This is a genomic window from Hymenobacter cheonanensis (assembly GCF_030581075.1).
Lineage (GTDB): Bacteria > Bacteroidota > Bacteroidia > Cytophagales > Hymenobacteraceae > Hymenobacter.
In genome coordinates, this window is the sequence record NZ_JAUQSW010000006.1 from 98,108 (window position 1) to 123,533 (window position 25,426).

Below are 25,426 nucleotides of genomic sequence, written 5' to 3' on the forward strand. Positions count from 1 at the left end.
AGTTAAAGGCTAATGACAACAATCGAAGTGCTTACGCGCATTAAGGCTCCACAGGCACGCTGCTTTTATTTAGCTTTGAGCGTTGATTTACATGCGGTTTCGGCCCGGCAAACTAAAGAGGAAATAATAGCCGGTGTACGCAGTGGCGTCTTGCAACTCAACGATTCGGTTACCTTCCGAGCGCGGCATTTTGGCATTTGGCAAACGCTAACCAGTAAAATCACTGAGTTCCAGGCCACCTGTTACTTTCGAGATGAAATGCAGCAAGGTGCCTTCAAGAGCATGTGGCACGGGCATTATTTCGAGCAGGAAGGGCCCACTGTACTCATGCGAGATGTTTTTGTCTTTACCTCACCATTGGGCTGGCTAGGTAGGCTAGTAGATGCGTTGGTGCTGAAGCGATATATGCGCCAGTTTCTAGTGCAGCGCGGATTAGTGGTAAAGCAATATGCTGAATCAGATGATTGGCAATCAGTGCTTCCTGCGAATTTACTGAGTAATTGAATCGAGTAAAAGGGTTGCTAAAGTTGCCCGGCGAGCCAATAGTAGCACCCTCGTTAGCGCCCAGCTTGAGTTAAGTAAGCAAAACAGTTTTTGACCGCTTCAAAAAATGGTTTTGTACTTAACTTAGCCCCCGAATTGACTTATTCTTATAAAATGAAAAGAGCTATACTCTTCATTGCTACCTTTTTCTGCGTCACCTTTACTTCTCACGCTCAAGCCCCCAATAAGGAATTGGCCGCCGCCGTCCTGAAAAAAAACCTGGCGGCGGCCGAAACGCTGCTCACCGGCGGCGCTAACCCCAACGCCGTAATTGAGGTAGTGCCGGGGTTTCCGACGACCTACCTCGTCACGGCCGCCAGCGGCGGTAGCCTCGACCTGGTGAAGCTGCTGCTCAAGCACAAGGCGCAGGTCAACCAGCCCGACGGCTTCAAGATGACGGCCCTGATGGCCGCCGCCGGCAAAGGCAACAAAGCTCTCGTAGACCTGCTACTAGCCAGCGGCGCCGATGCCAAAGCCAAAGACGAGGACGGCAAGGACGCCCTGGCCCTGGCTAAAGAAGCCGGCAACCCAGAGGTAATAGCGCTGCTGGAGCAGAAGCAGAAGTAATCGTCCATAAGTGCCTGGTAAACAAAGTTAAAGAGGGTCAGGAGGGGCAGGTCACGCTTGCCCCTCCAGGGGCGCGGGGCATTTTCTTGGGCTCTGGCGCGGCTGCCACGTGGCGGCCGCGCCAGAGCAGGCCGCTATGGTCGGCAATTGCCCCAAACAGCAGGGGCAGCAGTGCCCTGCCCACTAGCCCCGGCGCCTGGCCCGGTGGCTGCCGGCCCTGGGCCTTGGGGTAGTAGCTACGGCCGCTTACCTTTGATTTTTACAGCTGCCTGCTATGAAGCCGGATTCACTTGAAGAGTTTTACAGTAAGTTCAAGCCGGGCACGGCTGCCGGGCCCGGCCCGGCCGAGGCGCCGGACCGGGCGCGCGAAATAGGCCACTTCAACGTCTTCCGGGTGGCCGACCTGATGGTGGATTACCGCCACCGGCCCCCGATGACCTTCGACCGGCGGGCGTTCTACAAAATCAGCCTGATTCGCGGGCGCAGCCGGGTCGAGAATGCCGACAAGGTCGTGGACATTGCCCGCAGCGGCTTGTGGTTTGCCACCTCGCGCGTGCCTTACCGCTGGCTGCCGCAAGACCTAAACCAGGCCGGCTATTTCTGCATTTTTACCGACGGTTTTTTGCTGCCTGCCAAGAGCGGGGTAGTGCTGGAAGAGCTGCCGGTATTCCAGCCCGGCACCTGCCCGGTGCTGGAAGTAACGGATGAAGAATACGCTGCTATCAAGCTCATTTTCGAGAAGATGTTTCGGGAGATAAATTCCGACTACGCCTACAAGTACGACCTGCTGCGCACCTACCTGCTCGAGCTGATTCATGCGGGCCAGAAGCTGCTGCCAGCGCCGGGGCCGGCGCTGGCCCACAAGGCCCCGGCCCGGCTCACGGCCTTGTTTGGCGAGCTGCTGGAGCGGCAGTTTCCGCTCGAAATGCCGCAGCAGCGCCTGCGCCTGCGCACGGCCGCCGACTACGCCAGCGCGCTGGCCGTGCACGTCAACCACCTCAACCGAGTGCTGAAGGAAACCACCGGCCGCACCACCACCGCCCTCATCGGCGGCCGGCTAGCCCAGGAGGCCAAGGTATTGCTGAAGCAAACAAACTGGAACATCTCGGAAATTGCCGACAGCCTGGGCTTTACCGATGTGGCCCACTTCTGCCACTTTTTCAAGCGTCAGACGGGGCTGGCCCCCGGCGCCTTTCGGGAGTAGCAGCTTGTTTGAATCAGACAGTTGGGCTTTGGCTATGGCCGTGGGCGCCCTGGCGGCGTGGCTAGCCCGTTGGTAGCTTTGCAGGGCCGCCGGGCGGCCCTGTTTTGTTGGGTCGGATGCCTGACCGGCAAGTTTAAGTAGTTGTTATAAAAATTGTCCATGCGCCAGTACCAAGCCCTTCTGCAACAGATTCTCGACCACGGCACCCTCAAAACCGACCGCACGGGCACGGGCACGCTGTCGGTTTTTGGCCCGCAGATGCGCTTCAGCCTGGCCGAGGGCTTTCCGCTGGTCACCACCAAGAAGGTGCACCTCAAGAGTATTATTTACGAGCTGCTGTGGTTTTTGAAGGGTGATACCAACATTGCCTACCTGAAGGAGCACGGCGTGAAAATCTGGGACGAGTGGGCCGACGAAAACGGTGACCTCGGCCCGGTGTACGGCTACCAGTGGCGCAGCTGGCCCGACGGCCACGGCGGCTACATCGACCAGATGGCGCAGATTATCAGCCAGCTAAAAACCCAGCCCGACTCGCGCCGCATGGTGGTGAGCGCCTGGAACGTGGCCGACCTGCCCCGCATGAAGCTGCCCGCCTGCCACGCGCTGTTCCAGTTTTACGTAGCCGATGGCAAGCTCAGCTGCCAGCTCTACCAGCGCTCGGCCGACGTGTTTCTGGGCGTGCCCTTCAATATTGCTTCCTACGCGCTGCTCACCCTGATGGTGGCCCAGGTAACGGGCCTGCAGCCCGGCGAGTTTATCTGGACCGGCGGCGATACTCACCTCTACAGCAACCACTTGGAGCAGGCGCGCGCGCAGCTAGGGCGCGCGCCGCGCCCGCTGCCCACCATGCGCCTCAACCCGGCCGTGACGGACCTCTTCGGCTTTCGCTACGAAGATTTTCAGCTGGAAAACTATGACCCCTGGCCGGCCATCAAAGCGCCCGTTGCGGTTTGAGTAAAGGCATTCGGTAAGGATAAGGCGAGATTGAACTAGCGCAGCCAGCAATTGGACGAAACTAATTGCAATGGTTGAGTTAAAAGAAAGAGCTTTGCAGCCGCTATACTGCGCTGCTCCGCCTTTTATTCTGCTATCATCTATGCTTTCGCCTACGCCTATCAGCACTCACCTCTCGGTTGAGCACCGGGCCTTCGTGGCCTTGTATGCCCTGCAAATCGGCCAGTTGTCCCGCCAGGCCATTCTGAGTACCTACGACGTCACCGACGCCGACCTCGCGTTTTATCACGCCGCCTGGCTGGAGCTGCAAGCCAACCACGCCGACCGCAACCGGCCAATTTCCCGAATCAGCTTAAGCGAGGATGTGTAATATTTTGCACTTTGCAAATATTATTTTTACTTACCAGAATAAGGTGACGGGCCCTGATGGGCGCGGGCGGCCGTAGGCCCGCGCCCCAAGCGCCTGGGGCGGCGTAACTTGCCGGCATGAGACGTGCCGCAGCAAAATGAGGAAGTGGGCACTAGTAGGCGCATGGCTGCTGGGCGCCGGGGCCGCCCGCGCCCAAAGCGGCTATGCCGCGCCCGGCTTCCCGATGATGCCCGTGCGCCGCCCGCAGCCGCCCGAAGTGGTGGCGCCCCCGCTGGTTTCGCCGGTGCTGGCGCGCTTTTGGCACGAGGCCGACGCCGGCCGGCAGGCGGCGGGCCGCGACCAGTTTTTCCGGTTCGTGTCGGAGCAGGCCAAGTACCCGCCCGCTGCCCGCCCCGCCCCCGACCGCCCGCAGGACCTGCTGCCCACCGGCCGCATCCTGGTGAGCATCCGCGTGCGGGCCAATGGCTCGGTGCGCCAGCCGCCGCGCATTGTGCGCCGCGAGCTAGCCCGCCCCGAGGCCGACTACCCGCCCGCCGCCGTGCGCGCCCTCGACGCCGAGGCGCTGCGGGTGCTGGGCGCCCTGCGCTTCGTGCGCTCGGCGGCCCCCCAGGATTCGCTGCTGGTACCCATGCGCTTCATCACGGAGTGAGGCGGGGCCAGCGTGGCGCAGTAGGAGTGAGCTAGGGGGTTACTTTCGTGCCGGGTCGGTGGTCGGCTCTGCTGTTGCTGCCCGTTGCCGATGATGCGTTTACTTCGCTACCTGCTTTTCGCCGCCTGCTGCCCCGCTTTTGCGGCGCAGGCCCAGCAGCTGACCCTGGTGCACGCCAACGTGGTAGATGTGGCCACCGGCGCCATCCGGCCCAACCAAACGGTGGTTATTCAGGGCCGTCGTATCGTGCGGGTAGAAAGCGGAAGCAGTGCGCTGCCCACCGGGGGCCGGGTAGTTGATGCCGCCGGCCAGTACCTGCTGCCGGGGCTGTGGGATATGCACACTCACGTGTATTTCGACGGTACCGCGCAGGCCGGCACCGACCTGATTTTGCCGCTGCTGCTGGCCAATGGCATCACCGGCATCCGCGACATGGGCAGCCAGCTCGATTCCATCTTGCGGGCCCGTGCCGAGGTGGCGGCCCACCGCTGGCTAGGGCCGCGCCTGGTGGTGTCGGGGCCGATGCTCGACGGGCCCAAATCGCCTTACCAGGCGGCCATTGCCGTGGCGACGCCCGAAGACGGCCGCCGGGCGGTAAACATGCTCAAGGCACGGGGCGTCGATTTCATCAAGGTGCAGTCGTACGTGCCGCGGGCGGCCTACTTCGCTATTGCCGCCGAGGCCCGGAAAGTGGGGCTGCCCCTGGAAGGCCACGTGCCCGACGCCGTGCGCGCCCGCGAGGCCATTGCGGCGGGCCAGCGCACGTTTGAGCACCTGATTGGCATTTTCGAAGCCAGCTCGCCCGATGAGGACAAGTACGTGAGCGGCAGCAGTAAGTCGCCGGGTCGGTTTCTGGCCACGTATGACGCCCGGCGCGAGGCCGCCATCATCCGGCAGCTGGCGGCGGCTCACGTCTGGCAATGCCCCACCTTGTTTTGGGAGCGGGGCCAGTGGCTGGTCGATGCCATCGACTGGCGCGCCGACTCGGCCGGGCTGGCCTACGCCGGGCGCAGCTGGGTTGCGCAGCGCTGGCCCAGGTCGCAGCAAGGCATTGCCAAAACTATGGACTACGAGCCCCTGGCGGTGCGCGAAAAATTTGTGGCCCACGAGCTGGCAATGGTGCGCCGGCTGCACGCCGCGCGGGTCGAATTCCTGGCCGGCACCGATGCCCCGGCCGGCGTCGACCTCATTCCTGGCCTGAGCTTGCACCAGGAGCTGCAACGTTTCGTGGAAGCGGGCTTCACGCCGCTGCAGGCCCTGCAAACGGCCACGCTCAACCCGGCCCGGTTCTACCACCGCCTCCAGGATTTTGGCTCGGTGCAGCCCGGCCGGTTGGCCGACTTGCTCTTGCTGCGCGCCAACCCCCTGGCCGATATTGCCAATACCCGCCAGATTGCCGGCGTCATTGCCGATGGCCGCTACCTTTCGCGCCCCGCCCTCGACAGCCTCCAAGCCAAGCTGCGGCAGGTGGCGGCGAGTAAGTGAGGCTAGTAGAAAGAATTAGCTCAGCCCTATAACCCCCGCAGCAGCGCTGGCCACGGCGCGGCCAAGTCGCCCAAGCGGTGGCTTCCAACCTGCCGCACCAGCCGCACCGCCGCCACGTTAGCGGTAAACGCCGCGTCGGCAGCCAGCAGGTCGGCGGGCCGAAACAAGCCCTCCCAGGCTGGCAGCCCGGCGGCGCGGGCGGCGTGCAGAATGGCGGCCCGGCGCACGCCCGCCACGCAGCCGCTGGCCAGCGCGGGCGTAAAAAGCACGTCATCTTTTACCCAGAAAATGGCCGCCGCGCCTGCCTCGGCCACGTGCCCGGCCGCGTCGCAGAGGATAACCTCGTCGAGCCCGCGCTGCTGGCGCTCGTGGGCCGCCCGCACGTAAAGCCACGCCTGCGGCCCCTTGCAAAAGCTCAGCGGCGAGTAAACGGAGTGGTTTTCCTGGGCGAAAGCCACTTGCTGCAGCGGGCTTTCGTCGGGGGTAAAGGGCGCGGCGGTGGCTAGCCACTCGGCCGCGTCGGTAGTCGGGGTGTAGAGGCCGCCGCCGGCGCGCCACAGCTGCAGCCGCAGCCGGGCGGCGGGCCGACCTTGGGCGGCCACCAGCTGGGCCAGGGTAGCTTCCAGCGCCTCGGCCGTGGCCAGGGCGGCGGGCAGCGTGAGATAGAGTGCGGCGGCGGCCTGCTGCATGCGCGCCAGGTGGCCGCCCGCGTGGCGCAGGCGGCCGGCCATAAAAATCAGGGTTTCAAAAAAACCATCGCCGAAGACCAGCCCGCGGTTGGGCAAAGGCAGCTGAAAGGCCGTGGCCTCTTGTAATTCTCCGTTGAAAAGCAGCTTATTCACTTCCATAGCAGCGCCCCCAAAATCCGATTAATCCGACCAATCCGAAAAATCCGCGGTTCAAATCAGCCCGAATTTCTTGCCCGGCAGCGCCCGCACCACGCCCCGAAACTCCAGCCCCAGCAGCAGCGAGGCCACCGCATGAATAGGCAGCTGGGCTTGCCAGGCCAGCTCATCCATGTGCAGCTCGCGGCCGGGGGCGGCGGCCAGCACGCTTACGAGGGAGAACTCCCCGGCCGTAAAATCATCGGCCGAATAGGAGGGGAGCGGCTGAAACTTGCCGGGCAGGTGCAGGGCCGCGTCCCAATTCAGCAGCTGCTCCAGGTCGCGGGGCTCCTGGTAGAGGGCCGCTTTATTGGTCTTGATGAGCGCGTTGCAGCCTTCGGAAGTCGGCGCCCCTAGCGGGCCGGGCACGGCCAGCACGTCGCGGTCGTAGCTCAGGGCCAGCTCGGCCGTGATGAGGGCACCGCCTTTGGCGGCCGCCTCCACTACCACTGTGCCATCGGCCAGCCCCGCGATGATGCGGTTGCGCTGCGGAAAATTGTAGCGGTCGGGCGGGGTGCCAAAGGCAAACTCGGTGAGCAGGCCGCCGGTTTCGCGCATCTTTTCGGCCGTTTTGCGGTGCGCGGCGGGGTAAATGACGTCGAGGCCGGTGGCCATGACCCCCACCGTGGGCAGCCCCTCCTGCAAGGCCGCGCGGTGAGCCATTATATCAATGCCATAGGCTAGCCCGCTGACAATGAGGGGCTGGTGCGCCAGCACGCCCTTGAGCAGGCGCTCGGTTTGCTCGCGGCCATACTCGGTGGCCTGGCGGGTACCCACCAGGGCTAGTACCTTGGGCGCGTTCAGGTCGGCCGGGCCCTGGTAGTAGAGCAGCACCGGCGCGTCGGGCAGCAGCTTGAGGCGGCTCGGAAACTGCTTGCTGGTGTAAAACAGAATCTGTATACCCTCCTTTTCGGCCTTGCGCAGGCTGGCCTCGGCCTGGGCCAGGGCCTGGCCGCGCGCGGGCCCGGTCAGGGTTTTGATGGTGGCCTCGCCCACGCCCGGAATGCGCCGCAGCTTGCCGGGCGGCAGCAAAAACACGTTTTTGGCCGACGAGCCGTAGCTCATCAGCTGGCGCGTGAGCTGCGGGCCGATGCCGGGCAGCAGCGTCAGGGCCAGCTCGTGGTAGAGGTCGTCGGTAGCGGTTGGGGTGGGCATCGGGGGCGCTTACTCGGCTTTCTGCGCCGCGTCGATTTCCTTTTTCAAACTCACCAGAAAGCCGCGCACGCGCTCCAGCGACTGAATCACGTCAATCTTGTCCTTGAGCTGACCGCCCTTCTGCTTCAGCATCTCGCGGGCGCCGGCAATGGTGTAGCCGCGCTCCTTAACCAGGTGGTAGATAGTGCGAAATGTATCCACGTCGGCCTGCGTGAAGAGGCGGTTGCCCTTCTTGCTCTTGCGCGGGGCTAGCTCGTCAAACTCCGTTTCCCAGAACCGGATGAGCGAGGTAGCCACGCCGAACTGCTCGGCCACTTCGCCGATGGTAAAATATTGCTTGGTAATGTCGCGCTCTTTGTAGGGCATGGCGGCTAAGATACTATATTTTGTGCCGGCGATTGTGTGGCAGACCCGGCAAAGGGCCCGCCGCCAAGGCGGAGCCGGTACCGGGTGGCTGGCCGAACTGCCCGTTTCGCGCTACTGTTTCGGAAAGCTACCTTTGTGCCGCCGCCGGCCCCGCAAATGTGGGCCGTTTTTTTTAAAGTTATGTCGCTCCCCACCGCCGCGCACGTGCGCCAGCAGTTTCTCGATTTCTTTGCCTCCAAGGGCCACCATATCGTGCCCTCGGCCCCGCTCGTGGTGAAGGACGACCCCACGCTGCTCTTCATCAACAGCGGCATGGCGCCGTTCAAGGACTATTTTCTGGGTAATAAGCCCGCGCCCTACAAGCGCATTGCCGACACCCAGAAGTGCCTGCGCGTGAGCGGCAAGCACAACGACCTGGAGGAGGTAGGCTACGATACCTACCACCACACCATGTTTGAGATGCTGGGCAACTGGAGCTTCGGCGACTACTTCAAAAAGGACGCCATCAACTGGGCCTGGGAGCTGCTCACCGAGGTGTATAAGCTGGAGAAAGACCGCCTCTACGTAACGTATTTTGAGGGCGATGCCGCCGACGGCACCGGCCCCGATACCGAAACGCAGGCCCTGTGGCGCCAGTACACCACCGACGACCGCATCCTGCCCGGCAACAAGAAGGACAACTTCTGGGAGATGGGCGATACCGGCCCCTGCGGCCCGTGCACCGAAATCCACATCGACCTGCGCTCGGACGAGGAGCGCGCCCAAAAGCCCGGCCGCGAGCTGGTGAACGCCGACCACCCGCAGGTGGTGGAGGTCTGGAACAACGTGTTCATGGAGTTTCAGCGGCTAGCCGATAAGTCGCTCAGCAAGCTGCCCGCCCAGAGCGTGGACACCGGCATGGGCTTCGAGCGCCTGATGATGGCCGTGTCGGGCGTGAAATCGAACTACGATACCGATGTCTTTCAGCCGCTTATCCAGTTCATTGCCAAGGAAGCCGGCGTGCAGTACCACGGCACTTCGCCGGCCACGGTAACCGACCTGCCGGCCACCGAGGAGGAGAAAACCGACATCGCCATCCGCGTCATTGCCGACCACATCCGGGCCATTGCCTTCACCATCGCCGATGGCCAGCTGCCCAGCAACGTGAAGGCCGGCTACGTAATCCGGCGCATTTTGCGCCGGGCCGTGCGCTACGCCTTCTCTTCGCTGAATCAGAAGCAGCCCTTCCTCTACAAGCTCGTGCCGGTGCTGGCCGACCAGATGGCCGGCATTTTCCCCGAGTTGAAAGCCCAGCAGGCGTTTGTGACGCGGGTGATTGAGGAAGAGGAAATTGCCTTTCTCAAAACCCTCGAAACCGGCCTGCGCCGCCTCGACGCGCTCGAAGAAAGCGCCCGCCAGAATGGTGGCGTGATTGACGGCAAAACGGCGTTTGAGCTGAGCGATACCTTCGGTTTCCCGCTCGACCTCACCGCCCTCATCGCCCGCGAAAAAGGCCTGACGGTGGATGAAAAAGGCTTCCAGGAGGCCCTGGCCCAGCAAAAAAACCGCAGCCGCAACGCCCAGGAAACCGAGCAGAGCGACTGGGTAACGGTGCGCGAAACCGACGCGCCCAACGTGTTCGTAGGCTACGACCAGGACGAGGCCCCCGCCCACCTGCTGCGCTACCGCAAAATCGACAAGAAGGGCAAAACCGAGTACCAATTGGTATTCGACCAGACACCCTTCTACGCCGAAAGCGGCGGCCAGATTGGCGATACCGGCTTTATAGAGAGCGACTTCGACAAGGTGCGCGTTATCGATACCCGCAAGGAAAACGACCTGCTCATCCACACCACCCTGGATTTGCCGCAGGAGTTGACGGCCGAGTTCCGGGCCAGGCCCGACGCGGCGCGGCGCACGCTCATTCGCAACAACCACACGGCCACGCACCTGCTGCAAGCCGCCCTGCGCCGCGTGCTCGGCGAGCACGTGCAGCAAAAAGGCTCGCTCGTGAACGAGAAGCTGCTGCGCTTCGACTTCTCGCACTTCACGAAGGTGACCGACGCCCAGCTGCGCGAAATCGAGCAATTGGTGAACGAGCGCATCCGCCAGCAGATTCCGCTGGTCGAGCGCCGCAACGTGCCCATTGCCGAAGCCAAAAACCTGGGCGCGATGGCGCTCTTTGGCGAGAAGTACGGCGATTTTGTGCGCGTTATTACCTTCGACAAAGACTACTCGGTAGAACTCTGCGGTGGCCTGCACGTGGCCAACACCGGCAGCATCGGCTACTTCAAAATCACGGCCGAGAGCGCCGTGGGCGCGGGCGTGCGCCGCATTGAGGCCGTGACGGCCGGTGCCGCCGAAGCCTTCGTAGACCAGCAGCTCGACCTGCTGGCCCAGGTGCGCGAGGCCCTGGGCAACCCCCAGCACCTGCTCACGTCGCTGGAAAAGCAAACCGACGAAATCGCCACCCTGCGCAAGCAAATCGAGTCATTTGCCCAGCAGGCCATCAATCAGCAAAAAGCGCAGCTGGCTAGCCAGGTAAAAGACCTGAACGGACTAAACTTCCTGGCCGCCCAGGTGCAGGCCACCAGCGCCGACGACCTCAAGAAGCTGGCCTACGACCTGCGCCAGACGACCCCCAACCTCGTGCTCGTGCTAGGGGCCGACATCGACGGCAAGCCCCAGCTGGCCGTGATGCTCGACGATGACATCGCCAAGGGCGGCAAGCTCAACGCCACTACCCTGGTGCGCGAGCTTGCCAAGGAAATCCAGGGCGGCGGCGGCGGGCAGCCATTCTTCGCCACCGCCGGCGGTAAAAACGTGGCCGGCCTGGGCGCCGCCATTGCCAAGGCCGAAGCGCTGGTTATCGCCGGTGCGTAAAAGTTAGTAACAGCTGTTTCCGGCCGCGCCCGGCAACCTAGCCGCCGTGTTGCCGCCGGCGCGTAAAAGTTAGCAGCAGCTTGGTCGGGGCCTGTTGAGCTATGCTCAGCAGGCCCCTCTTTTTTAAAAAGCTTCTGCATGTGTGCTTGAAGTACACCCGTGCCTCACTTGAAAATCAGGTAGAGGGCAAGCCGCGCCACGACGCGTTGTCTAGAATAACCTGGCAGGCTCACCGTAGGGCGTGCCGTAACGAAAAAAAGGCCTCTGCCTCACAACGAGGAAGAGGCCTTTTCGGCAGATTAAGGGAGCCCCCAGTCGGACTCGAACCAACGACCCTCTGATTACAAGTCAGAAGCTCTACCAACTGAGCTATGGAGGCTTAATCGTAGGGCAAAAGTAAGCCGCAAAGTGCCCGCTGGCAAGACGGGGGCAATAAAAAACGGCCGCGCTGGTCTGCGCGGCCGTTTTTTAAAAGAAAGCCAGCTACTTAGCTCCGGAGCTGCTTCAGCTGCTTTTTAAGCTTCTCGATGCGCGTGCGGGCTTCGGCCATGCGGCCCTGGTACTCCTGGCGCAACTGGTCGGCGTTCTTCGAGCGGGCGAAGAAGTCGAGGTTGGTTTGCAGGGTTGCCACGTCGTTTTCGAGCTCCTGGATTTCGCGGCGCAGGCCGGTTTCCTTGCGGGTGAAGGCCTGCTGCGCCTGGGGACGTGCTTTTAAGCGGGCTATCTCCAATTGGAAAAGCAGGTCTTCTTTGTCGGCGGGTGTGATGCCGCTGGTTTGGTCCAGGTACTTGCCCATAAGGGTAAGGAACTGTTCTTCACCGCGGTCAGAAGTGCCAGTGCCTTCGCCGTCAAGCTGTTGCCAATCCGCAGCCAGGGCCCGGAAGCCTTCGAGGGTACCGGGCTCGGTGGGCGAGAGGGCGGCTACCTGCTGGGCTACCTTATCCAAACGGGCAACCTGCTCGGTGCTGGCGGCCGACTGGCGCTCCTCACGCTGGCGGGTTTCCTGCTTGGGGCGGTCAAATACCCCATCGCAGGCGGCGCGGAAGCGCTTCCAGATTTTATCGGCCTGCTTCTCGGGCACGCGCCCGATGTCCTTCCATTCCTTCTGTACCCGGATGATAATGGTACGGGCCTCGTCGAAGTCGGGCAGCTGCTGGGCAGCTTCGGCCTGCTCGATGAGGGCGTACTTAGCCTGCAGGTTGGTATTCTTTTCCGAGTCGAGGCTCTTGAAGAAAGCGTTTTTGTGGTTGAAGAAGGCCTTGTAGGCGTTCCAGTACTGCTTGTTGAGGGCATCGGCCTGAGCGCGGGGCACCGGGCCGGTGGCTTCCCACTCCTTCTTGATTTCCTGCAGCTCGTCGGTGCGCGAGCGCCACTCGTTCACCCGCTCGGTGGCGAAGTCGGCGAAGGGCAGCACGCGGGCCAGCAGGGCCTGCTTGGTGGTCAGGTTTTCCTTCTCCTGGGCCGAGCGCACGTCCACAAACTCCTTGCGGCGCAGGTGCACGGCCTCGGAGGCAGCCAGGAAGCGCTGCCACAGGGGCTCGCGCTGCTCGCCCGGTACGGGGCCGATGTGCTTCCAGTCGTCGTGCAGCTTCTTCAACTCGTCGAGGGCCTTGTTGATGCCAGGGGCATCTTTGAGGGCTTCGGCGCGGGCCACGAGGGCCTCTTTGGCTTCCTGGTTGCGGCGGCGGTCCAGCTCCTTTAGCTCATAGAAGCGACCTTGGTTGGCGTAGTAGCGGTCGAGCAGGCCGTGGTAGGTGTTCCAGGTTTCCTGGCTGTCGGTCTGGGGCACGGGGCCGGTGGCCTTCCAGTCGGCTTGCAGCTGCTTGAGCTTTTGCGAGCTGTCCTTGGTTTCGGCGCTTTCCACGAGCGTGCGCAGCTGGGCCAGCAGCTCCTGCTTGCGGGTCAGGTTCTGGGCGCGGCTCTGGTCTTCGGCTTTGGCATCGCGGGCGCGGCCCTCGCGGAACTCCTGCAGAGCCTGGTTAAGCTCGGCCTGGTTGGCCGGGGGCTGGAAGCTGAACTCCTGAGGGGCGTTGGCATCTTCGGCCAGCTTCTGGCGCGAGGCGGCGCGGGCGCTGGCCACGTTGGCCTCGTACTGGCGGCTAAGCTCAAAAATCTGCTGGCGGTTGCGGCGGGCATCGGGCCGGCGCAGCAGGCCAATGAGGTGGCTAGCCTGGCTTTCCAGGTCGAGCGCGGCAAAATCGGGGGCCGGGGTTTCGGGCACGTAGTGGTCGGCTTCCTCGCCGCTGGCATCCCCGCTCGCCTCGTGTTGGTGCGCGAGTTCGGCCTGGTGGGCCTCGGCGGCCGTGTCGGTGGCCGAGGTGGGCAGCGTGGCCACGCCCTCGGGCATGTTATCGAGGTCTTCGGCGCGGGCCAGGGCGTGCACGGGGGCGGCCTCATCGGCCGGGGCGGGGCTAGCGGCGGGCGCCGCATCGGCCTCCTGGTCAGCGGCGGGCGCCATGGCCTCGCCGTAATGGGCCACGGCGCGGGCCTGCGGGGCCGAGAAATGCTCGGCGGCCACCTCGGCGGGCACGTGCTGCGCGGTTTCGGCGGCGGCGGCGGTTTCGGGTGTGGCTAGCTCTTCGGCCAGGCCGGGCTCCGAGCGCAGCGGGTTGGGCTCGACCTGCGTTTCGCCGCCACCGGGCGGCACGGCGGCTTCGGCCGGGGTTTCGCTTTGGGCCGGCAGGGCCGGGCTGGAGGTGGCGGGCTCAGCCGAGTCAGGGCCTTGCTTGGCGCGGATTTCAGCCAGGCGGGCTTCGAGCACGCTCATGCGGTCGGCCGGCGTGGCAGCAGACGGATTCTGGTCAGGGGTGGGGGTTTCTTCGGGCAGCATAAAGCAAAGCGAAAAGCCGGCGGCCAGCCGGGGCCGACAAAAAAATAAAAAAGCCGCCGGAACGGAGGGCAGGAAAAAAATTAGTTCAGGCTAGGGTCGAGCGGGTAGTTGGAGAGCGCCCGGAAGCGGCCCCCTTTTTCGCGCAGGATGCCTTGCCAGAACGCATCAGACCTCAAAGTAAATACTTTCCCGGCACTAGCGGGCTGCCGAATCCAGGAGCCGCGCTCGATTTCGGCCTCCAGCTGCCCCGCCGACCAGCCCGAGTAGCCCACAAAGCAGCGCACCTCGTCGGGTGAGATAGTGCCGCTGTTTATCAGGGTGATAAGCAGGTCAAAATCACCGCTCCAGTACGTGCCGTCGCCCAGGTCGGTGGCCCCGGGCAGGGCGGCGTAGCGGTGCACAAAATGCAGGGTATCGAGCTGCACGGGGCCGCCTTCGTAGAGCGGCAGCGCGGTGGCGGGGCCGGGCGGCACGCCCAGCACGTCGCCGAGCACGGTGGCCGTGCGCCGGGTCAGCACCAGGCCAAACGCGCCCTCGGCGGGGTGGTGGCGGCAGAGTAGTACCACGCTGCGCTCAAAGTTGGGGTCGCCCAGAAAGGGCTGCGAGATGAGGAGGGTGCCGGGTTTCATAAGGAGTAGCAAGTACGCAAGCCGCCGCCAGATAGTGCCCGCCCAGCCTCAAAAAACCCGGCTAGCCCCGCCCCGCCGCCCCGTACCTTTGCCCCCAGGTAGAAAAGAGAAATGCAGAACTCATAATAATTCCTACTTAAAAAAATATGACCGACGCCGAACTCGCGGCCCTGCGCCAGAGCTACTCCCAGCGCACGCTGCTCGAAACCGACGTGCAGCCCGAGGCCGTGGCCCAGTTTCGGCAGTGGCTCGACGAGGCCGTGGCCGCCCGGCTGCCCGAGCCCGCCGCCCTGACCCTAGCCACCGTGAATCTCGCTACCGGCCAGCCCAGCCAGCGCGTGGTGCTGCTGAAGGGCCTGCCCGACGACGCGGGCTTTCTGTTTTTTACAAACTACGACTCGCAGAAGGGCCATGAGCTGGGGGCCCAGCCGCGGGCGGCGCTCAACTTTTTCTGGCCCGGCCTCGAGCGCCAGGTGCGGGTGGAGGGCCTAGTGGAGAAGGCGCCGGAAAGCGTCTCGACCGACTACTTCCAGAGCCGGCCGCGCGGCTCGCAGGTGGGCGCCTGGGCCTCGCCCCAAAGCGCCGTTATTGGCAGCCGCGAGGAGCTGGAAGCCCGCGAGCACGAAATAGAAGCCCGCTTCGAGGGCCAGAACCCCTTGCCCCGGCCCCCGCACTGGGGCGGCTACGTGCTGCGCCCGCAGCGGGTGGAGTTTTGGCAGGGCCGCCCCAGCCGCCTGCACGACCGCCTGGTGTACGAGCGCGAAGGCGAGGGCTGGAAAATCAGCCGGCTGGCGCCGTAAAAGCATTTATTGGACGAGTCTTCTTCGCTCACGCAGCCCCACGCTGCGGGCTGAGTAACAGACGCATGCGCGCTCAATAAGTGGTGCTTACTCATTGATAACTGATTCCTCTTTTGGCTGACATTCAACCCGTGCGCGGCTGGCGCTACAACCCGGCCCTGAGCGCCGACATCGACGCGGTGGTTTCGCCGCTCTTCGACGTGGTGAGCCCGCGCCAGCGCGAGGCGCTGTACCAGAACCCGCTCAACTCGATTCACCTCTCGGTGCCGCGCCCCGAGCCGGGGCTAGCCCCGGCCGAGGCCGCCGCCCGCCGCCTGGCGCAGTGGCAGGCCCAGGGCGTGCTGCGCGAAGACGGCCTGCCGGGCATCTACGTGTACTACCAGTACTTTCGGCTGCCCGGCGAGCCGGGGCGCGAGCGCTGCCGCAAGGGCTTTATGTGCCACATCAGGGCCACCGACTGGGCCGAGGGCGTGGTGCTGCGCCACGAAAACACGCTGCCCGCCGCCGTGAATGACCGGGCCGAGCTGCTGGCCGAGCTGCAGTTCGAAACCAGCGCCACCCACGGCTTGTACCGCGACGAGGCCTTTGAGCTGGAAGCGCTCATGGACGCGGCCATCCAGGACCCGCTCTGCCAGACGGAGGAAGACTACCAGGGCGCGCGCGACGTGCTGGCCGTGATTCAGGACGCGCCCGCCATCCGGCAGTTTCAGCGGGTGCTGGCCGGCCGGCCGGTTATTCTGGCCGACGGCCACCACCGCTACGAGGGCGCCCTGGCCTACCGGCAGGCCCGGGAGCTGGCTGCCGGCCCGGGCGGCAGCACCGGCCACGAGGCTTGGAACTATCACCTGATGTACCTCACCAACATGGCCAGCGACGACGTGCGCATTCTGCCCACGCACCGCCTGCTGCTGGAGCTGCCCGGCGGCCTGAGCGACGCGGAGCTGCTGGCCCGGCTAGCCCCGTACTTTGTGGTAACGCCCCAGGCCGAGGCCCAGGACCTGCCCGATTTGATGGCCGGCAAGCGCTGGGCCTTTGGCCTGTACCTGCCCGGCGGGGCCTACAAGCTGCGCCTGCGCCCCGAGGTGCACGCCCAGTTGAGCTGGGACACCACGCCCGAGGTGAAAGACCTCGACCTGACGGTGCTGCACTTTTTCGTGCTCGAAAAAGTGCTCGGCATCGTGGGCCCCGACGCGCAGCGCAGCTGGCCCGGCGTGGCCTACGTGCGCGGCCTGGCCGAATGCCTGCAGCGCGTAGACCGGGGCGAGGCCCGCGCCGCGCTGCTCACCAATGAGGTGACGCTGGCCCAGGTCGAAGCCGTGTGCCAGTCGGGCGCCGTGATGCCGGCCAAGTCCACCTTCTTCTACCCCAAGACCCTAGCCGGGCTGCTCTTCACCAGCCTGCGCGCGGCCGATGCCGACGCGCTGTTTGACGGGTATTTCGCGCAAGGCAGGTAGCCTATATGCAAAGCAGCTCGTTTCTTTAAACCAGCTTGGGGCTGCCGAGCGCAGCGCAACCGGCGAGCTGCCTTGCTGCGCTCGGCATGACAACCGGCTTCATTACGCATTACTTCATTACTTACGTGAAACTCATTCTTGCCTCCGGCTCGCCGCGCCGCCGCCAGCTGCTCACCGACCTGGGCCTGGCCTACGAAATCCGGCTGCGCGACGTGGACGAAAGCTTTCCGCCCGCGCTGCGCCGCGCCGAGGTAGCCGAGTACCTGGCCCGCCGCAAGGCCGAAGCCTACCGCGCCGACCTGGCCCCGGATGAGCTGCTGCTCACGGCCGACACCATCGTGTGCCTGGGCGAGGACGTGCTCAACAAGCCCGCCGATGCGGCCGAGGCCCGTGCCATGCTGGCTCGCCTGCAGGGCCGCGCCCACCAGGTGTACACGGGCGTGTGTTTGCTGCCCGGCGACGGCCGCGCGCCCGTGGTATTTGCCGACGAAACGACCGTGCACTTCCGGCCCCTGGGCACCGAAGAAATCGCGTTTTACGTGGAGCGCCACCAGCCCCTGGACAAAGCCGGGGCCTACGGCGCCCAGGACTGGCTGGGGCTGGTGGGCATCGACCGGCTCGAAGGCTCGTACTTCAACGTGATGGGCCTGCCCACCCACCGCGTGTGGGCCGCGCTGCAAGCGCTGGGGCAGGTATGAGCCAGCCGGCCGGGGCTGTGCCGGCACCGGGCGGGCGCGCCGGTGGGCGGTTTTGGGCGCTGTTGGCGCTGGGCATCATTGGCCTGAGCGCGGGCTACGCGGCGCTGGTGCTGTACTCGGCCAGCTGGCCCGAGGCGGCGGCCCTGCGCGCCTACTACGAGTGGCGGCCGCGCCGCTGCACCCCGGGCGAGTATGAGGGCTTGCGGCGGGGGCTAGCCGCGCTGGCGGCCCTGGCGCTGGCATTGGCGGCCGGGCCGGGGCTCGCCCCGGCGGGGCGGGGCGAGCTGGCTGCGCTGGGGCAGGAGCTGGCCGGGGTAGCCCGCGGGCTGGGGCAAAGCTGGCTGGCCCTGCGCCCGGGGCAGCGGCGCGGGGCGCTGGCCGGGCTGGCGGCCCTCACGGCGCTGCGGCTCTATTATAGCCTCACGCTGCAAGCCTACGACGACGCCACGACCTACGAGCTGTTCGTGCGCGAAAGCTTTCTGGCCGCCAACGCCGCCTACCCGCTGCCCAACAACCACCTGCTGAGCAGCGCCCTCGACTGGCTGTTTTACCAGGTGAACCCCGGCTTTTGGTGGAGCACCCGCCTGCCGGTGCTGCTCGTTAGCACCGGGGCCACGGCGCTGTGGTTTCTGGCTTTGCTGCGGCGCAGCAGCTTTCGGGTGGCGGCGCTGGCCGTGGGGCTGTTTTGCCTGCCGCTGGAAAGCCTCTACTACGCGGCCGTGGGCCGGGGCTACTGGCTGCTGGTAGGGCTGGGGGCGGTGGGCTTTTTTAGCCTGCTGGCCCTGCGCGAAGGCACGCCCAATCGGCAGCGGGCGGCGGCGCTGGCCCTGGTGGCGAGCGGGGTGCTGGGGCTGTATGCGGTGCCCACGCACCTGCTGTTTCTGGCGCCCGCCTACGGCTGGTGGGCGCTGCGAGCGCTGGCCCGGCGCAACGGCCAGGCCCTAGGTACGCTGCTAGGGCTGGGGGCCCTCACGGGGCTGAGTACCGGGCTGCTCTACGCGCCGCTGCTGCTGGTTTCGGGGCCCGATTTGCTGTTGCACCACCGCTACGTGGCCCCGCTGGCGCCGGCCGCGTTTTGGGGCTACGTAGTGAATACCCTGCGCCAGCCCTACCAACTGGTGGTGTGGACGCCCCTGACGCTAGCCGGCCTGGGCGCGCTGTGGGGGCTGCTGCGCTGGGCCCGGGCCGGCCAGCTGCCGCCCGCGCTGGCCGGCTGGGGGCGCCAGCTCGGCCTGCCCAGCGCGTGGCTGGTGCTCACGCCCTACCTCATCTCGGTGGCGCAGCGCTCGTACCCGCCCGAGCGCACGCTGCTCTACAAAGCGCAGTATACCTGCATTCTGCTGGCCCTGGCCGCCGACTGGGCGCTGCGCCAGGCGAGGGGCCGCCGCTGGGTGCGGGTGGGGCTGGCCGGCGCCGGCCTGGCATTCGGCGCGCTGCAAGTGGGGCGCGTTGCCAGGCAAGAAGCCCTGTGGCGCCGCAGCCTGGGGCGGCAGCGGGCCGCGCCGGCCGTGGCCTGGCTGGCCAGCCAGGCGCCGGGGCCCATTCTGGCCCCCGAGCCGGCCCAGCGGTTTGTGCTGCGCTTTTACAGCGGCCAGGGGCTAGCGCGGGCCCCCTGGGTGCTCGATGCCCGGCCCCGGCCCGGCGTGCGCTACCGCTACGTGCTGCGCGCCCCCGGCCGTGATAAGCCGGCGCCGGCCGCGCCCCCGGCTTATCACGGGCCCGTGTTCGATATTTTTGCGCTCTACTAACTAAAATTCGCTAGGCAGGTATATGCAGGTACGAAGTAAGCAGGCGCCGGCCGCGGGGCAAGCAGACCTGGGCCCCGGGCCGGCCGGCCCGGGGCCGGGCCGGGCTTTTTACGCGCTGCTGGCGCTGGGCCTGCTCGGCCTGAGCGCGGGCTACGCGGCGCTGGTGCTCTACTCGGCCCGCTGGCCCGAGGTGGCCGCCCTGCGCGATTTTTACATCTGGCGGCCCCGGGCCTACTCGGCGGCCGAGTTCTGGGGCCTGCGGCGGGCGCTGGCGGGGCTGGCGCTGGGCGCCGGGGCCCTGGCTGCCGGCCTGGGGCTGGCCCCGGCGGGCCGGGCCCAGCTGCGGGCGCTGGGGCAGGAAGTAGCCGGCGGCGTGCGCGGGCTGCGGGCGGGCTGGCGCGGGCTGGCCCCCGGCCAGCGCCGCTGGGCGGGCGGGCTGCTGCTGGGCCTCACCGCCCTGCGCGCCTACTACAGCGTGGTGATTGCGCCCGGCGACGACGGGGTATCCTACGAGGTATTTGTGCGGGCGCGCCTGCTGCTGCTGAGCGCGGCCTACCCCATGCCCAACAACCACGTGGGCAGCAGCACGCTCGACTGGCTGTTTTACCAGGTGAACCCCGGCTTTTGGTGGAGCACCCGCCTGCCGGTGCTGCTCGTTAGCACCGGGGCCACGGCGCTGTGGTTTCTGGCTTTGCTGCGACGCAGCAATTTTCGGGTGGCAGCGCTGGCCGTGAGCTTGTTCAGCGTGTTGCAGGTGAGCTTTTACCACGCCGTAACGGGCCGGGGCTACTGGCTGCTGGTGGGGCTGGGGGCGGTGGGCTTTTTCGCGGTGCTTGAGCTGGCGGCCCCGGCCGGCGCGGCGGTCCGCCGCGCCCGGGCGGCGTGGGCGGGCCTGGTGCTGAGCGGCGCGCTGGGTTTGTACATCGTGCCCACGCACGCGTACTTTTTATTTTCGGCCTACGGCTGGCTGGGGCTGGCCGCGCTGCGCCGCCGCTCGGGGCGGGCGCTTGGGCGGCTGGTGGGCCTGGGAGCCCTCACGCTGCTGGGGGCGGGGCTGCTCTACGCGCCGCTGTGGCTGGTATCGGGCCCGCGGCTCATGTTTCAGAACGACTACGTGCTGCCGCTGGCCCCGGGCGCGTTCTGGCGGGGCCTGCCGGCCTACGTGTGGCTGACGGAGGGCTGGCTCAGCGGCCACCGCTGGCTGGGGCCGCTGCCGCTGCTGACCGGGCTGGCGGGCCTGGCGGTCTTGTGGCGGCGGGCCCGCGCCGGCCGGGTGCCGGCCGACCTGGCGCGCCTGGTGCAGCAGCTGGGCCCGGTGAGCGGCTGGTTTCTGGCCGCGCCGTACCTGCTGCTGAGCGCGCAGCGCGTGCAGGCCCCCGAGCGCACGCTGTTTTACAAGTCCTTGTTCTTCTGTTTGCTGCTGGGGCTGGTGGCCGACTGGGCCCTGCGCCTTGCGCAGCGCCTGGGGCGTGCGCCGGCCCTGCGCCTGGGCCTGGCGGGGGCCGGCCTGCTGCTGGCGGCCAGCCAGGTAGGGCTGGTGGCGCGCTACAATTACCTGCAGGTGCGCCTCTGGCAGAACTACCGGCGGCCGATGGCCTGGCTGGCCACCCAGCCGCTGGGGCCGGTGCTGGCGCCCGAGCCCGTGCACCGGCTGCTGCTGCGCTTTTACGCCCACACCGAGTTTGCACAGCAGCCCTGGCAGATTGACGACCGCCCCCGGCCCGGCGTACACTACCGCTACCTGGTGAGCAAGCCGGGGGCCGCGCGGGTGCCCGGCGGCCCGCCGGTGGCGGGCCCGCCGGCGTTTCACGGGCTGGCCGATATTTTTGTGGCGCCCTAACTCTTTGCCAGGCCCCGGCCGGCAGTCATTGGCGCCCGCGAGGGGCCGGCCGGTAGTCTGAGCGTTACTTCACTTTCTCGTTGCTCCGTTGCCCGGCTGTGCTGCTGGCCGGCGGGGCGTGGTGCCGGGCCGCTGCCCGGCGTAGCCCATGCGTTTTCTTCTTCGGTTTCAGCTGACGATGCTGCTGGCGGCGGCCGGGGGGCTAGCCCTGCTGTTTGGGCTGCGCGACTATGCCAGCCTGGCGGCCCTGGTGCGGCAGCCGCGCTTCGGCCCGTATTTCCGCCTGGTGCCCACTGTAGAAGCCGTGGCCCTCACGCCCGGCCGCTACCAGGCCCTGCGGGTGGGGCTGGTAGCGGTGGCCCTGCTGGCGGCCGGGGGGCTGGCCGGGCTGGCGTGGTACGGCCGGGGGCGGCGGGCGGCGGCCCGCCCGCCCGGCTCTTCCCGCCCAAGGCGCTTGCCGGTGCAGCGCGCGCTGGCGCCGCTCCTGCGGCCCGGGCGGCAGCTCAGCGGCCCCGAGCGGGGGCTGGCGGCCGTGCTGCTGGGGGCGGTGGCTTTGGCGCGGCTCTACTACGCGGGGTATTATCCGCTGAGCCTCGACGAGGTGGCTTCCTACGACTTCTACACCCTGCCGGGCGCGGCGGTCACGGCCAGCTACTATCCGTTCCCGAACAACCACCTGCTGGCCAACCTGCTCGTGGGCCTGGTGCACGGGCTGCTGCCGGGCGCGCCGCCCGCGCTGGCGCTGCGGCTGCTGCCCACGGCGGGGGGCCTGCTGGCGCTGCCGCTGGTGTACGTGCTGGCGCTGCGCTACCTGCGCTTTGGGGTGGCTACGCTGGGGCTGGGCCTGTACTGGCTCTCGCCCCTGGGCGTGTACTACGCCGTGGCCGGGCGCGGCTACGCCTGGGAGCTGCCGGCGGCGCTGGCCGGGCTGTATGCCACGGCCGAGCTGCTGCGCCCGCAGGGGCTGCGCCGCCCGGGCCGGCAGCTGGCCTGGGCGGTATTTGGCTGGAGCGGGCTGCTGGGGCTCTACGCCGTGCCCACGCACCTGTACGTGCTGCTGGGGCTGGGGCTGGGTTTGCTGGTGGGGTTTGGCCGGCAGCCGGCCCGGCTGCGGCGCCGCAGGCTAGGGCACCTGGCCGTGGCCACGCTGGGTATCGCGGCCGGGGCCGGGGTGCTCTACGCGCCGGTGGGCGCCGTTACGGGCTGGCCTGCGCTGCTGGCCAACCGCTACGTGGCCCGCCACGCCTGGCCGGAATTCTATCAGGGCCTCGGCCCGTGGCTGGTGGGCACCGCCACCGAACTGCTGGGGCAGCGCGGCCTGAGCGCGGTGGCCTTTTGCCTGGTGCTGGGGCTAGCCCCGGCCGCGCTGCGCCGCGGGCGCCTGCCCGAGCCTACCCGCCGCCTGGGGTGGCTGCTGCTGGGCCAGCTGGGCCTGTGGCTGCCCTTGCTGCTGGTGCAGCGGGTGTACCCGCCGGCGCGCACGCTGCTGCCGGTGCTGCTGGCTTTTTTCCTCTTGGCGGGCGTGCTGGGGCAGGCGGCGTGGGCGTGGGGGCGGGCCACCTGGCCGGCCGGGAGCCCTGGCTTGCGGCCGGCCAGGTGGCCCGCGGGTACGCCGGGCCACCTGGCCCTGGCGCTGGTACTGGCCGCGTATGGGGGCTACCGGCTGCTGCGCGAGCAGGCGGTGCTCGCGGCGCAGGTGCGGCAGCAGCAGCAGCTGCGCCGGGCGTATGGCTGGCTGCAAAGCCAAGGGCTGCGGCGTATCTGGGTCGAGCCCCGGGCCTACGCCCTTTTCTGGCAGCACTACGCCCTGAGCGCCGGGCAGCGCCCGCTGCCGCTGGTGGGCGTCTACGATGCGCCCGGCACCCGGCCGGGCCCGGCCGGCGAGGTGGAGGTGCTGGCGCCCGGCCCCCTGGCGCCCGGGGCCGGGCGGCCCGTGCGCTACCGCAGCGAGCAGGTGCTGGTGGTGCCCGTGTCGCCCAGCCAGCCGCTGCTGCAAGACCAGCAAGCAGGCCCAGGCGGGGCTGGCGCGCAGTAGCCCCGCCTTTACTAGCTTTTAAGCCGGCCGGCAGCCTGGCCGGCCCGGCCTAGCCCCGCGCCAGCAGCCCGATGCCGGCCACAATCAGCCCCAGGCCGCCGGCCTGCGCCAGGCTCAGGCCTTCGCGCAGCACCACCAGCCCTAATAGCGCCGCCAGCAGCACCGAGCCGCCTACTATCACGGGCGTGCCCACCGAGGCCGGCACCCCGCGCTTAAACACCACGAAGGTTAGTATCTCGGCTAGGCCCACGCTCAGGCCGGCCAGCCCCAGTCCTTTGCCGCTGATAGACAAGGGCTGCCCGAGTAGCCGCAGGCGCAGCAGCCACGCCGCGCCCAGCCCGGCGGCCACCAGCTGCAGCACCACCGCGCCCACGGCTGGCGGCAGGTGCGCGGCGGCCAGCTTGATAAAAAAGTTGTAGCCTGCCAGGCACAGCGCCGTGAGCAGGGCTAGCGGAAGCCAGTTGGTCATAGTATTGAATTGATACGCGGCTATCTTTGCCACAAGCGCGTTGGTATGTCCCCCGGCCACGGTAGCCCTTGAAAAAGGGAAACCCCGGCTGCTGGAACAGACGGGGTTTCCTGAAGCGGGGGTTTGTTGGAACCCTTTACTTCATCTCCAATGAAACGGGACAACGCGACAAAACTACTTAATGCAATCGGAACGGCGGCATTAGTGGGGTTTGCAGGTGGGCTAGCCAAAGCCGTGGCTACGCTGGTCATCACCTGTTTATTGCGGTAGTTGGGTAAGGGGTTGGGCCGCGTGCCCGGCCCCTTATTTTTTGTAACTTCTGCAAATATAACGGGTTGGGGTGGGAGTTGGTTTTAGGGAGTACATGTTATTTGCAGCTAAAGAGTGCGCCCAGTTGGCCCTAGCCAGACGCCCCATAACATCAGTAGGGAGATAACAAAGAAGAAGTAAGTCGGCAGAACTTCTTGCAGAATCACTTTAGGTTGCTCGCGATGCCAGCCAGGAACTTGATTAGCGAAGCGTGCGATAAGCTGAATGAAAAAAGCAATAGAGAAAATAAGAAGAACTGAAAATAAAGTACTAGGTCTTACATTTTCGGGATAGGACCTAGTGGCCCCTAATAAGAGGGACGAGATTTTACTGAATAAAACAGCGCCGATAAGCCAAGCTAGGGAGGTGAAGGCGTTGCGACGATTTTTTTCTCGAAAGAACACGAATACAACGTAATAATCAACCGCCGCAAAAAAGAGCAGGAGTAATACTCTCATTTATCTTTCAGCTTTTAATTTAAAAAATTACCTAAGCTTCTCCTTCAGAATCTGCAGCTCTACGGCGGGGGCAATGCGCTCATACAAAATATTATACGCGGCCGTGGTAATGGGCATGTTCACCTTGAGTTTGCGATTAAGCTCGTGGATGCTCTTGACGGCGTAGTAGCCCTCGGCCACCATGTTCATCTCCAGCTGGGCCGACTTGACGGAATAGCCGCGGCCCACCATGCTGCCAAACGTTCTATTGCGCGAGAACTGCGAGTAGGCCGTCACCAGCAAGTCGCCGAGGTAGGCCGAGGCCGAGAGGTCGCGCGGCTGGGGCGAGATGGCCTGCAAAAAGCGCCGGATTTCCTGCACCGCGTTGCTCACCAGCACGGCCAGGAAGTTGTCGCCGTAGCCCAGGCCGTGGGCAATGCCGCCGGTGAGGGCAATAATGTTCTTCATCACGGCGCAGTACTCGATTCCGTCGAGGTCGGCGGCCGGGTGGGCGCTCACGTAGCGGTTGCGCAGCAGCTGGCAAAAGGCTAGGCCCAGCCCGCTCACGTCGGGCGAGCCGATGGTGAGGTAGCTCTGCTTTTCCAGCGCCACCTCCTCGGCGTGGCAGGGCCCGGCAATGACCCCTAGCTGGGCGGCGGGCAGCCGGAAGCGCTCCTGTACGTAGTCCGTCACGAGAATATTCTTGCCGGGAATCATGCCTTTGATGGCCGACACCACCCCACTTTTGTGGCGCAGCGCATCGCGCCCCAGCTTGTCGAGCACGGGCTGCACGAAGGCGGCGGGCACGGCCAGCACCAGCCAGTCGGCCTCGGCTACGGCCTCGGAGAGGTCGGTAGTGGGGAAGACTAAGTTGCGGTCGAAGAGGACCGAGGAGAGGTAGCGCGGGTTGTGGCCGGTGCGCAGCAGGTGCTGCACATCGTCTTTCGAGCGCAGCCACCAATCGACGCGGGCGCCGTTTTCGGAGAGGATTTTCGTAAGCGCGGTGGCCCAGGAGCCGCCGCCAATCAGGGCAATTTTTTCCATAGGGGAGGGGCGGCAAAACGCGGCCCGGAGGGAGGTCAGTGGGGAATTCAGCCCGCAAGCTAGAGCCGGGGGCCGCATCTTTGCCGAAACTTAC

Annotated in this window: 22 protein-coding genes and 1 tRNA gene; 14 read left to right on the forward strand and 9 right to left on the reverse strand. The window is 66.1% G+C overall.

The annotated features are described in order from the left end of the window. Window positions 1–12 precede the first annotated feature (12 nt). The 7 genes from Q5H89_RS12970 (at window position 13) to Q5H89_RS13000 (ending at window position 5,772) form a co-directional block, all read left to right on the forward strand. The gene (locus tag Q5H89_RS12970) at window positions 13–504 is read left to right on the forward strand and encodes an SRPBCC family protein (protein ID WP_305019751.1); all 492 of its coding nucleotides are present in this window, start codon (window positions 13–15) and stop codon (window positions 502–504) included. A 153-nt stretch (window positions 505–657) separates the two neighbouring features. Beyond that, a complete protein-coding gene (locus Q5H89_RS12975) occupies window positions 658–1,110 on the forward strand; it encodes an ankyrin repeat domain-containing protein (RefSeq protein WP_305019752.1) in 453 nt (150 codons plus the stop codon). A 274-nt stretch (window positions 1,111–1,384) separates the two neighbouring features. After that, window positions 1,385–2,314: a helix-turn-helix domain-containing protein gene (locus Q5H89_RS12980; RefSeq protein WP_305019753.1), complete on the forward strand. Its 930-nt coding sequence runs from the start codon at window positions 1,385–1,387 to the stop codon at window positions 2,312–2,314. A gap of 159 nt (window positions 2,315–2,473) precedes the next feature. Further along, window positions 2,474–3,268: a thymidylate synthase gene (locus tag Q5H89_RS12985; protein WP_305019754.1), complete on the forward strand. Its 795-nt coding sequence runs from the start codon at window positions 2,474–2,476 to the stop codon at window positions 3,266–3,268. Between the two features lie 142 nt (window positions 3,269–3,410). Further along, complete coding sequence (locus Q5H89_RS12990; protein WP_305019755.1) at window positions 3,411–3,638, forward strand: hypothetical protein; 228 nt, start codon at window positions 3,411–3,413, stop codon at window positions 3,636–3,638. Between the two features lie 136 nt (window positions 3,639–3,774). After that, entirely contained in the window at window positions 3,775–4,287 is a 513-nt protein-coding gene (locus Q5H89_RS12995) for a hypothetical protein (protein WP_305019756.1), read from the forward strand. Window positions 4,288–4,377: 90 nt separating this feature from the next. Continuing rightward, a complete protein-coding gene (locus Q5H89_RS13000; RefSeq protein ID WP_305019757.1) occupies window positions 4,378–5,772 on the forward strand; it encodes an amidohydrolase family protein in 1,395 nt (464 codons plus the stop codon). A gap of 26 nt (window positions 5,773–5,798) precedes the next feature. On the opposite strand, the gene Q5H89_RS13005 is transcribed toward Q5H89_RS13000, so the two are convergent. Genes Q5H89_RS13005 through Q5H89_RS13015 form a run of 3 tightly spaced genes read right to left on the reverse strand, consistent with a single transcriptional unit; the run spans window position 5,799 to window position 8,177 of the window. After that, window positions 5,799–6,620: an aminotransferase class IV gene (locus Q5H89_RS13005; protein ID WP_305019758.1), complete on the reverse strand. Its 822-nt coding sequence runs from the start codon at window positions 6,618–6,620 to the stop codon at window positions 5,799–5,801. A 51-nt stretch (window positions 6,621–6,671) separates the two neighbouring features. Next, entirely contained in the window at window positions 6,672–7,811 is a 1,140-nt protein-coding gene (dprA, locus tag Q5H89_RS13010; RefSeq protein ID WP_305019759.1) for a DNA-processing protein DprA, read from the reverse strand. A 9-nt stretch (window positions 7,812–7,820) separates the two neighbouring features. Continuing rightward, window positions 7,821–8,177, reverse strand: coding sequence for a MerR family transcriptional regulator (locus tag Q5H89_RS13015; protein WP_173112453.1), 357 nt, complete (start codon window positions 8,175–8,177; stop codon window positions 7,821–7,823). Window positions 8,178–8,357: 180 nt separating this feature from the next. On the opposite strand from Q5H89_RS13015, the gene alaS reads away from it, so the two are divergent. Beyond that, the gene (gene alaS / locus Q5H89_RS13020; RefSeq protein WP_305019760.1) at window positions 8,358–11,039 is read left to right on the forward strand and encodes an alanine--tRNA ligase; all 2,682 of its coding nucleotides are present in this window, start codon (window positions 8,358–8,360) and stop codon (window positions 11,037–11,039) included. Window positions 11,040–11,345: 306 nt separating this feature from the next. On the opposite strand, the gene Q5H89_RS13025 is transcribed toward alaS, so the two are convergent. The 3 genes from Q5H89_RS13025 to Q5H89_RS13035 all read right to left on the reverse strand — a co-directional run bounded on the left by Q5H89_RS13025 (window position 11,346) and on the right by Q5H89_RS13035 (window position 14,498). After that, window positions 11,346–11,418: transfer RNA gene (locus tag Q5H89_RS13025), tRNA-Thr, on the reverse strand. A gap of 108 nt (window positions 11,419–11,526) precedes the next feature. Beyond that, the gene (locus Q5H89_RS13030; RefSeq protein WP_305019761.1) at window positions 11,527–13,869 is read right to left on the reverse strand and encodes a DUF349 domain-containing protein; all 2,343 of its coding nucleotides are present in this window, start codon (window positions 13,867–13,869) and stop codon (window positions 11,527–11,529) included. 80 nt (window positions 13,870–13,949) lie between these two features. Continuing rightward, a complete protein-coding gene (locus Q5H89_RS13035) occupies window positions 13,950–14,498 on the reverse strand; it encodes a YqgE/AlgH family protein (protein ID WP_305019762.1) in 549 nt (182 codons plus the stop codon). A gap of 146 nt (window positions 14,499–14,644) precedes the next feature. On the opposite strand from Q5H89_RS13035, the gene pdxH reads away from it, so the two are divergent. The 6 genes from pdxH (at window position 14,645) to Q5H89_RS13065 (ending at window position 23,073) form a co-directional block, all read left to right on the forward strand. Further along, window positions 14,645–15,298, forward strand: coding sequence for a pyridoxamine 5'-phosphate oxidase (pdxH, locus tag Q5H89_RS13040; protein ID WP_305019763.1), 654 nt, complete (start codon window positions 14,645–14,647; stop codon window positions 15,296–15,298). Between the two features lie 113 nt (window positions 15,299–15,411). Continuing rightward, entirely contained in the window at window positions 15,412–16,752 is a 1,341-nt protein-coding gene (locus Q5H89_RS13045; RefSeq protein ID WP_305019764.1) for a DUF1015 domain-containing protein, read from the forward strand. 125 nt (window positions 16,753–16,877) lie between these two features. Further along, window positions 16,878–17,450 carry a Maf family nucleotide pyrophosphatase gene (locus tag Q5H89_RS13050; protein ID WP_305019765.1) on the forward strand — a complete coding sequence of 191 codons (573 nt, stop codon included), beginning with the start codon at window positions 16,878–16,880 and terminating at the stop codon, window positions 17,448–17,450. After that, a complete protein-coding gene (locus Q5H89_RS13055) occupies window positions 17,447–19,198 on the forward strand; it encodes a hypothetical protein (RefSeq protein WP_305019766.1) in 1,752 nt (583 codons plus the stop codon). Before Q5H89_RS13050 ends, Q5H89_RS13055 begins: the two co-directional genes overlap by 4 nt. Before the next feature lie 22 nt (window positions 19,199–19,220). Beyond that, complete coding sequence (locus tag Q5H89_RS13060) at window positions 19,221–21,038, forward strand: hypothetical protein (RefSeq protein ID WP_305019767.1); 1,818 nt, start codon at window positions 19,221–19,223, stop codon at window positions 21,036–21,038. Between the two features lie 148 nt (window positions 21,039–21,186). After that, window positions 21,187–23,073 carry a hypothetical protein gene (locus tag Q5H89_RS13065; protein WP_305019768.1) on the forward strand — a complete coding sequence of 629 codons (1,887 nt, stop codon included), beginning with the start codon at window positions 21,187–21,189 and terminating at the stop codon, window positions 23,071–23,073. A gap of 49 nt (window positions 23,074–23,122) precedes the next feature. Here Q5H89_RS13065 and Q5H89_RS13070 read toward each other — a convergent pair whose 3' ends face one another. The 3 genes from Q5H89_RS13070 to Q5H89_RS13080 form a co-directional block, all read right to left on the reverse strand. Beyond that, window positions 23,123–23,542 carry a hypothetical protein gene (locus tag Q5H89_RS13070; protein ID WP_305019769.1) on the reverse strand — a complete coding sequence of 140 codons (420 nt, stop codon included), beginning with the start codon at window positions 23,540–23,542 and terminating at the stop codon, window positions 23,123–23,125. Window positions 23,543–23,919: 377 nt separating this feature from the next. Then, on the reverse strand, window positions 23,920–24,309 hold the full coding sequence (locus tag Q5H89_RS13075) for a hypothetical protein (protein WP_305019770.1): 390 nt from the start codon (window positions 24,307–24,309) through the stop codon (window positions 23,920–23,922). 27 nt (window positions 24,310–24,336) lie between these two features. After that, entirely contained in the window at window positions 24,337–25,332 is a 996-nt protein-coding gene (locus tag Q5H89_RS13080; RefSeq protein ID WP_305019771.1) for an NAD(P)H-dependent glycerol-3-phosphate dehydrogenase, read from the reverse strand. Window positions 25,333–25,426 lie beyond the last annotated feature (94 nt).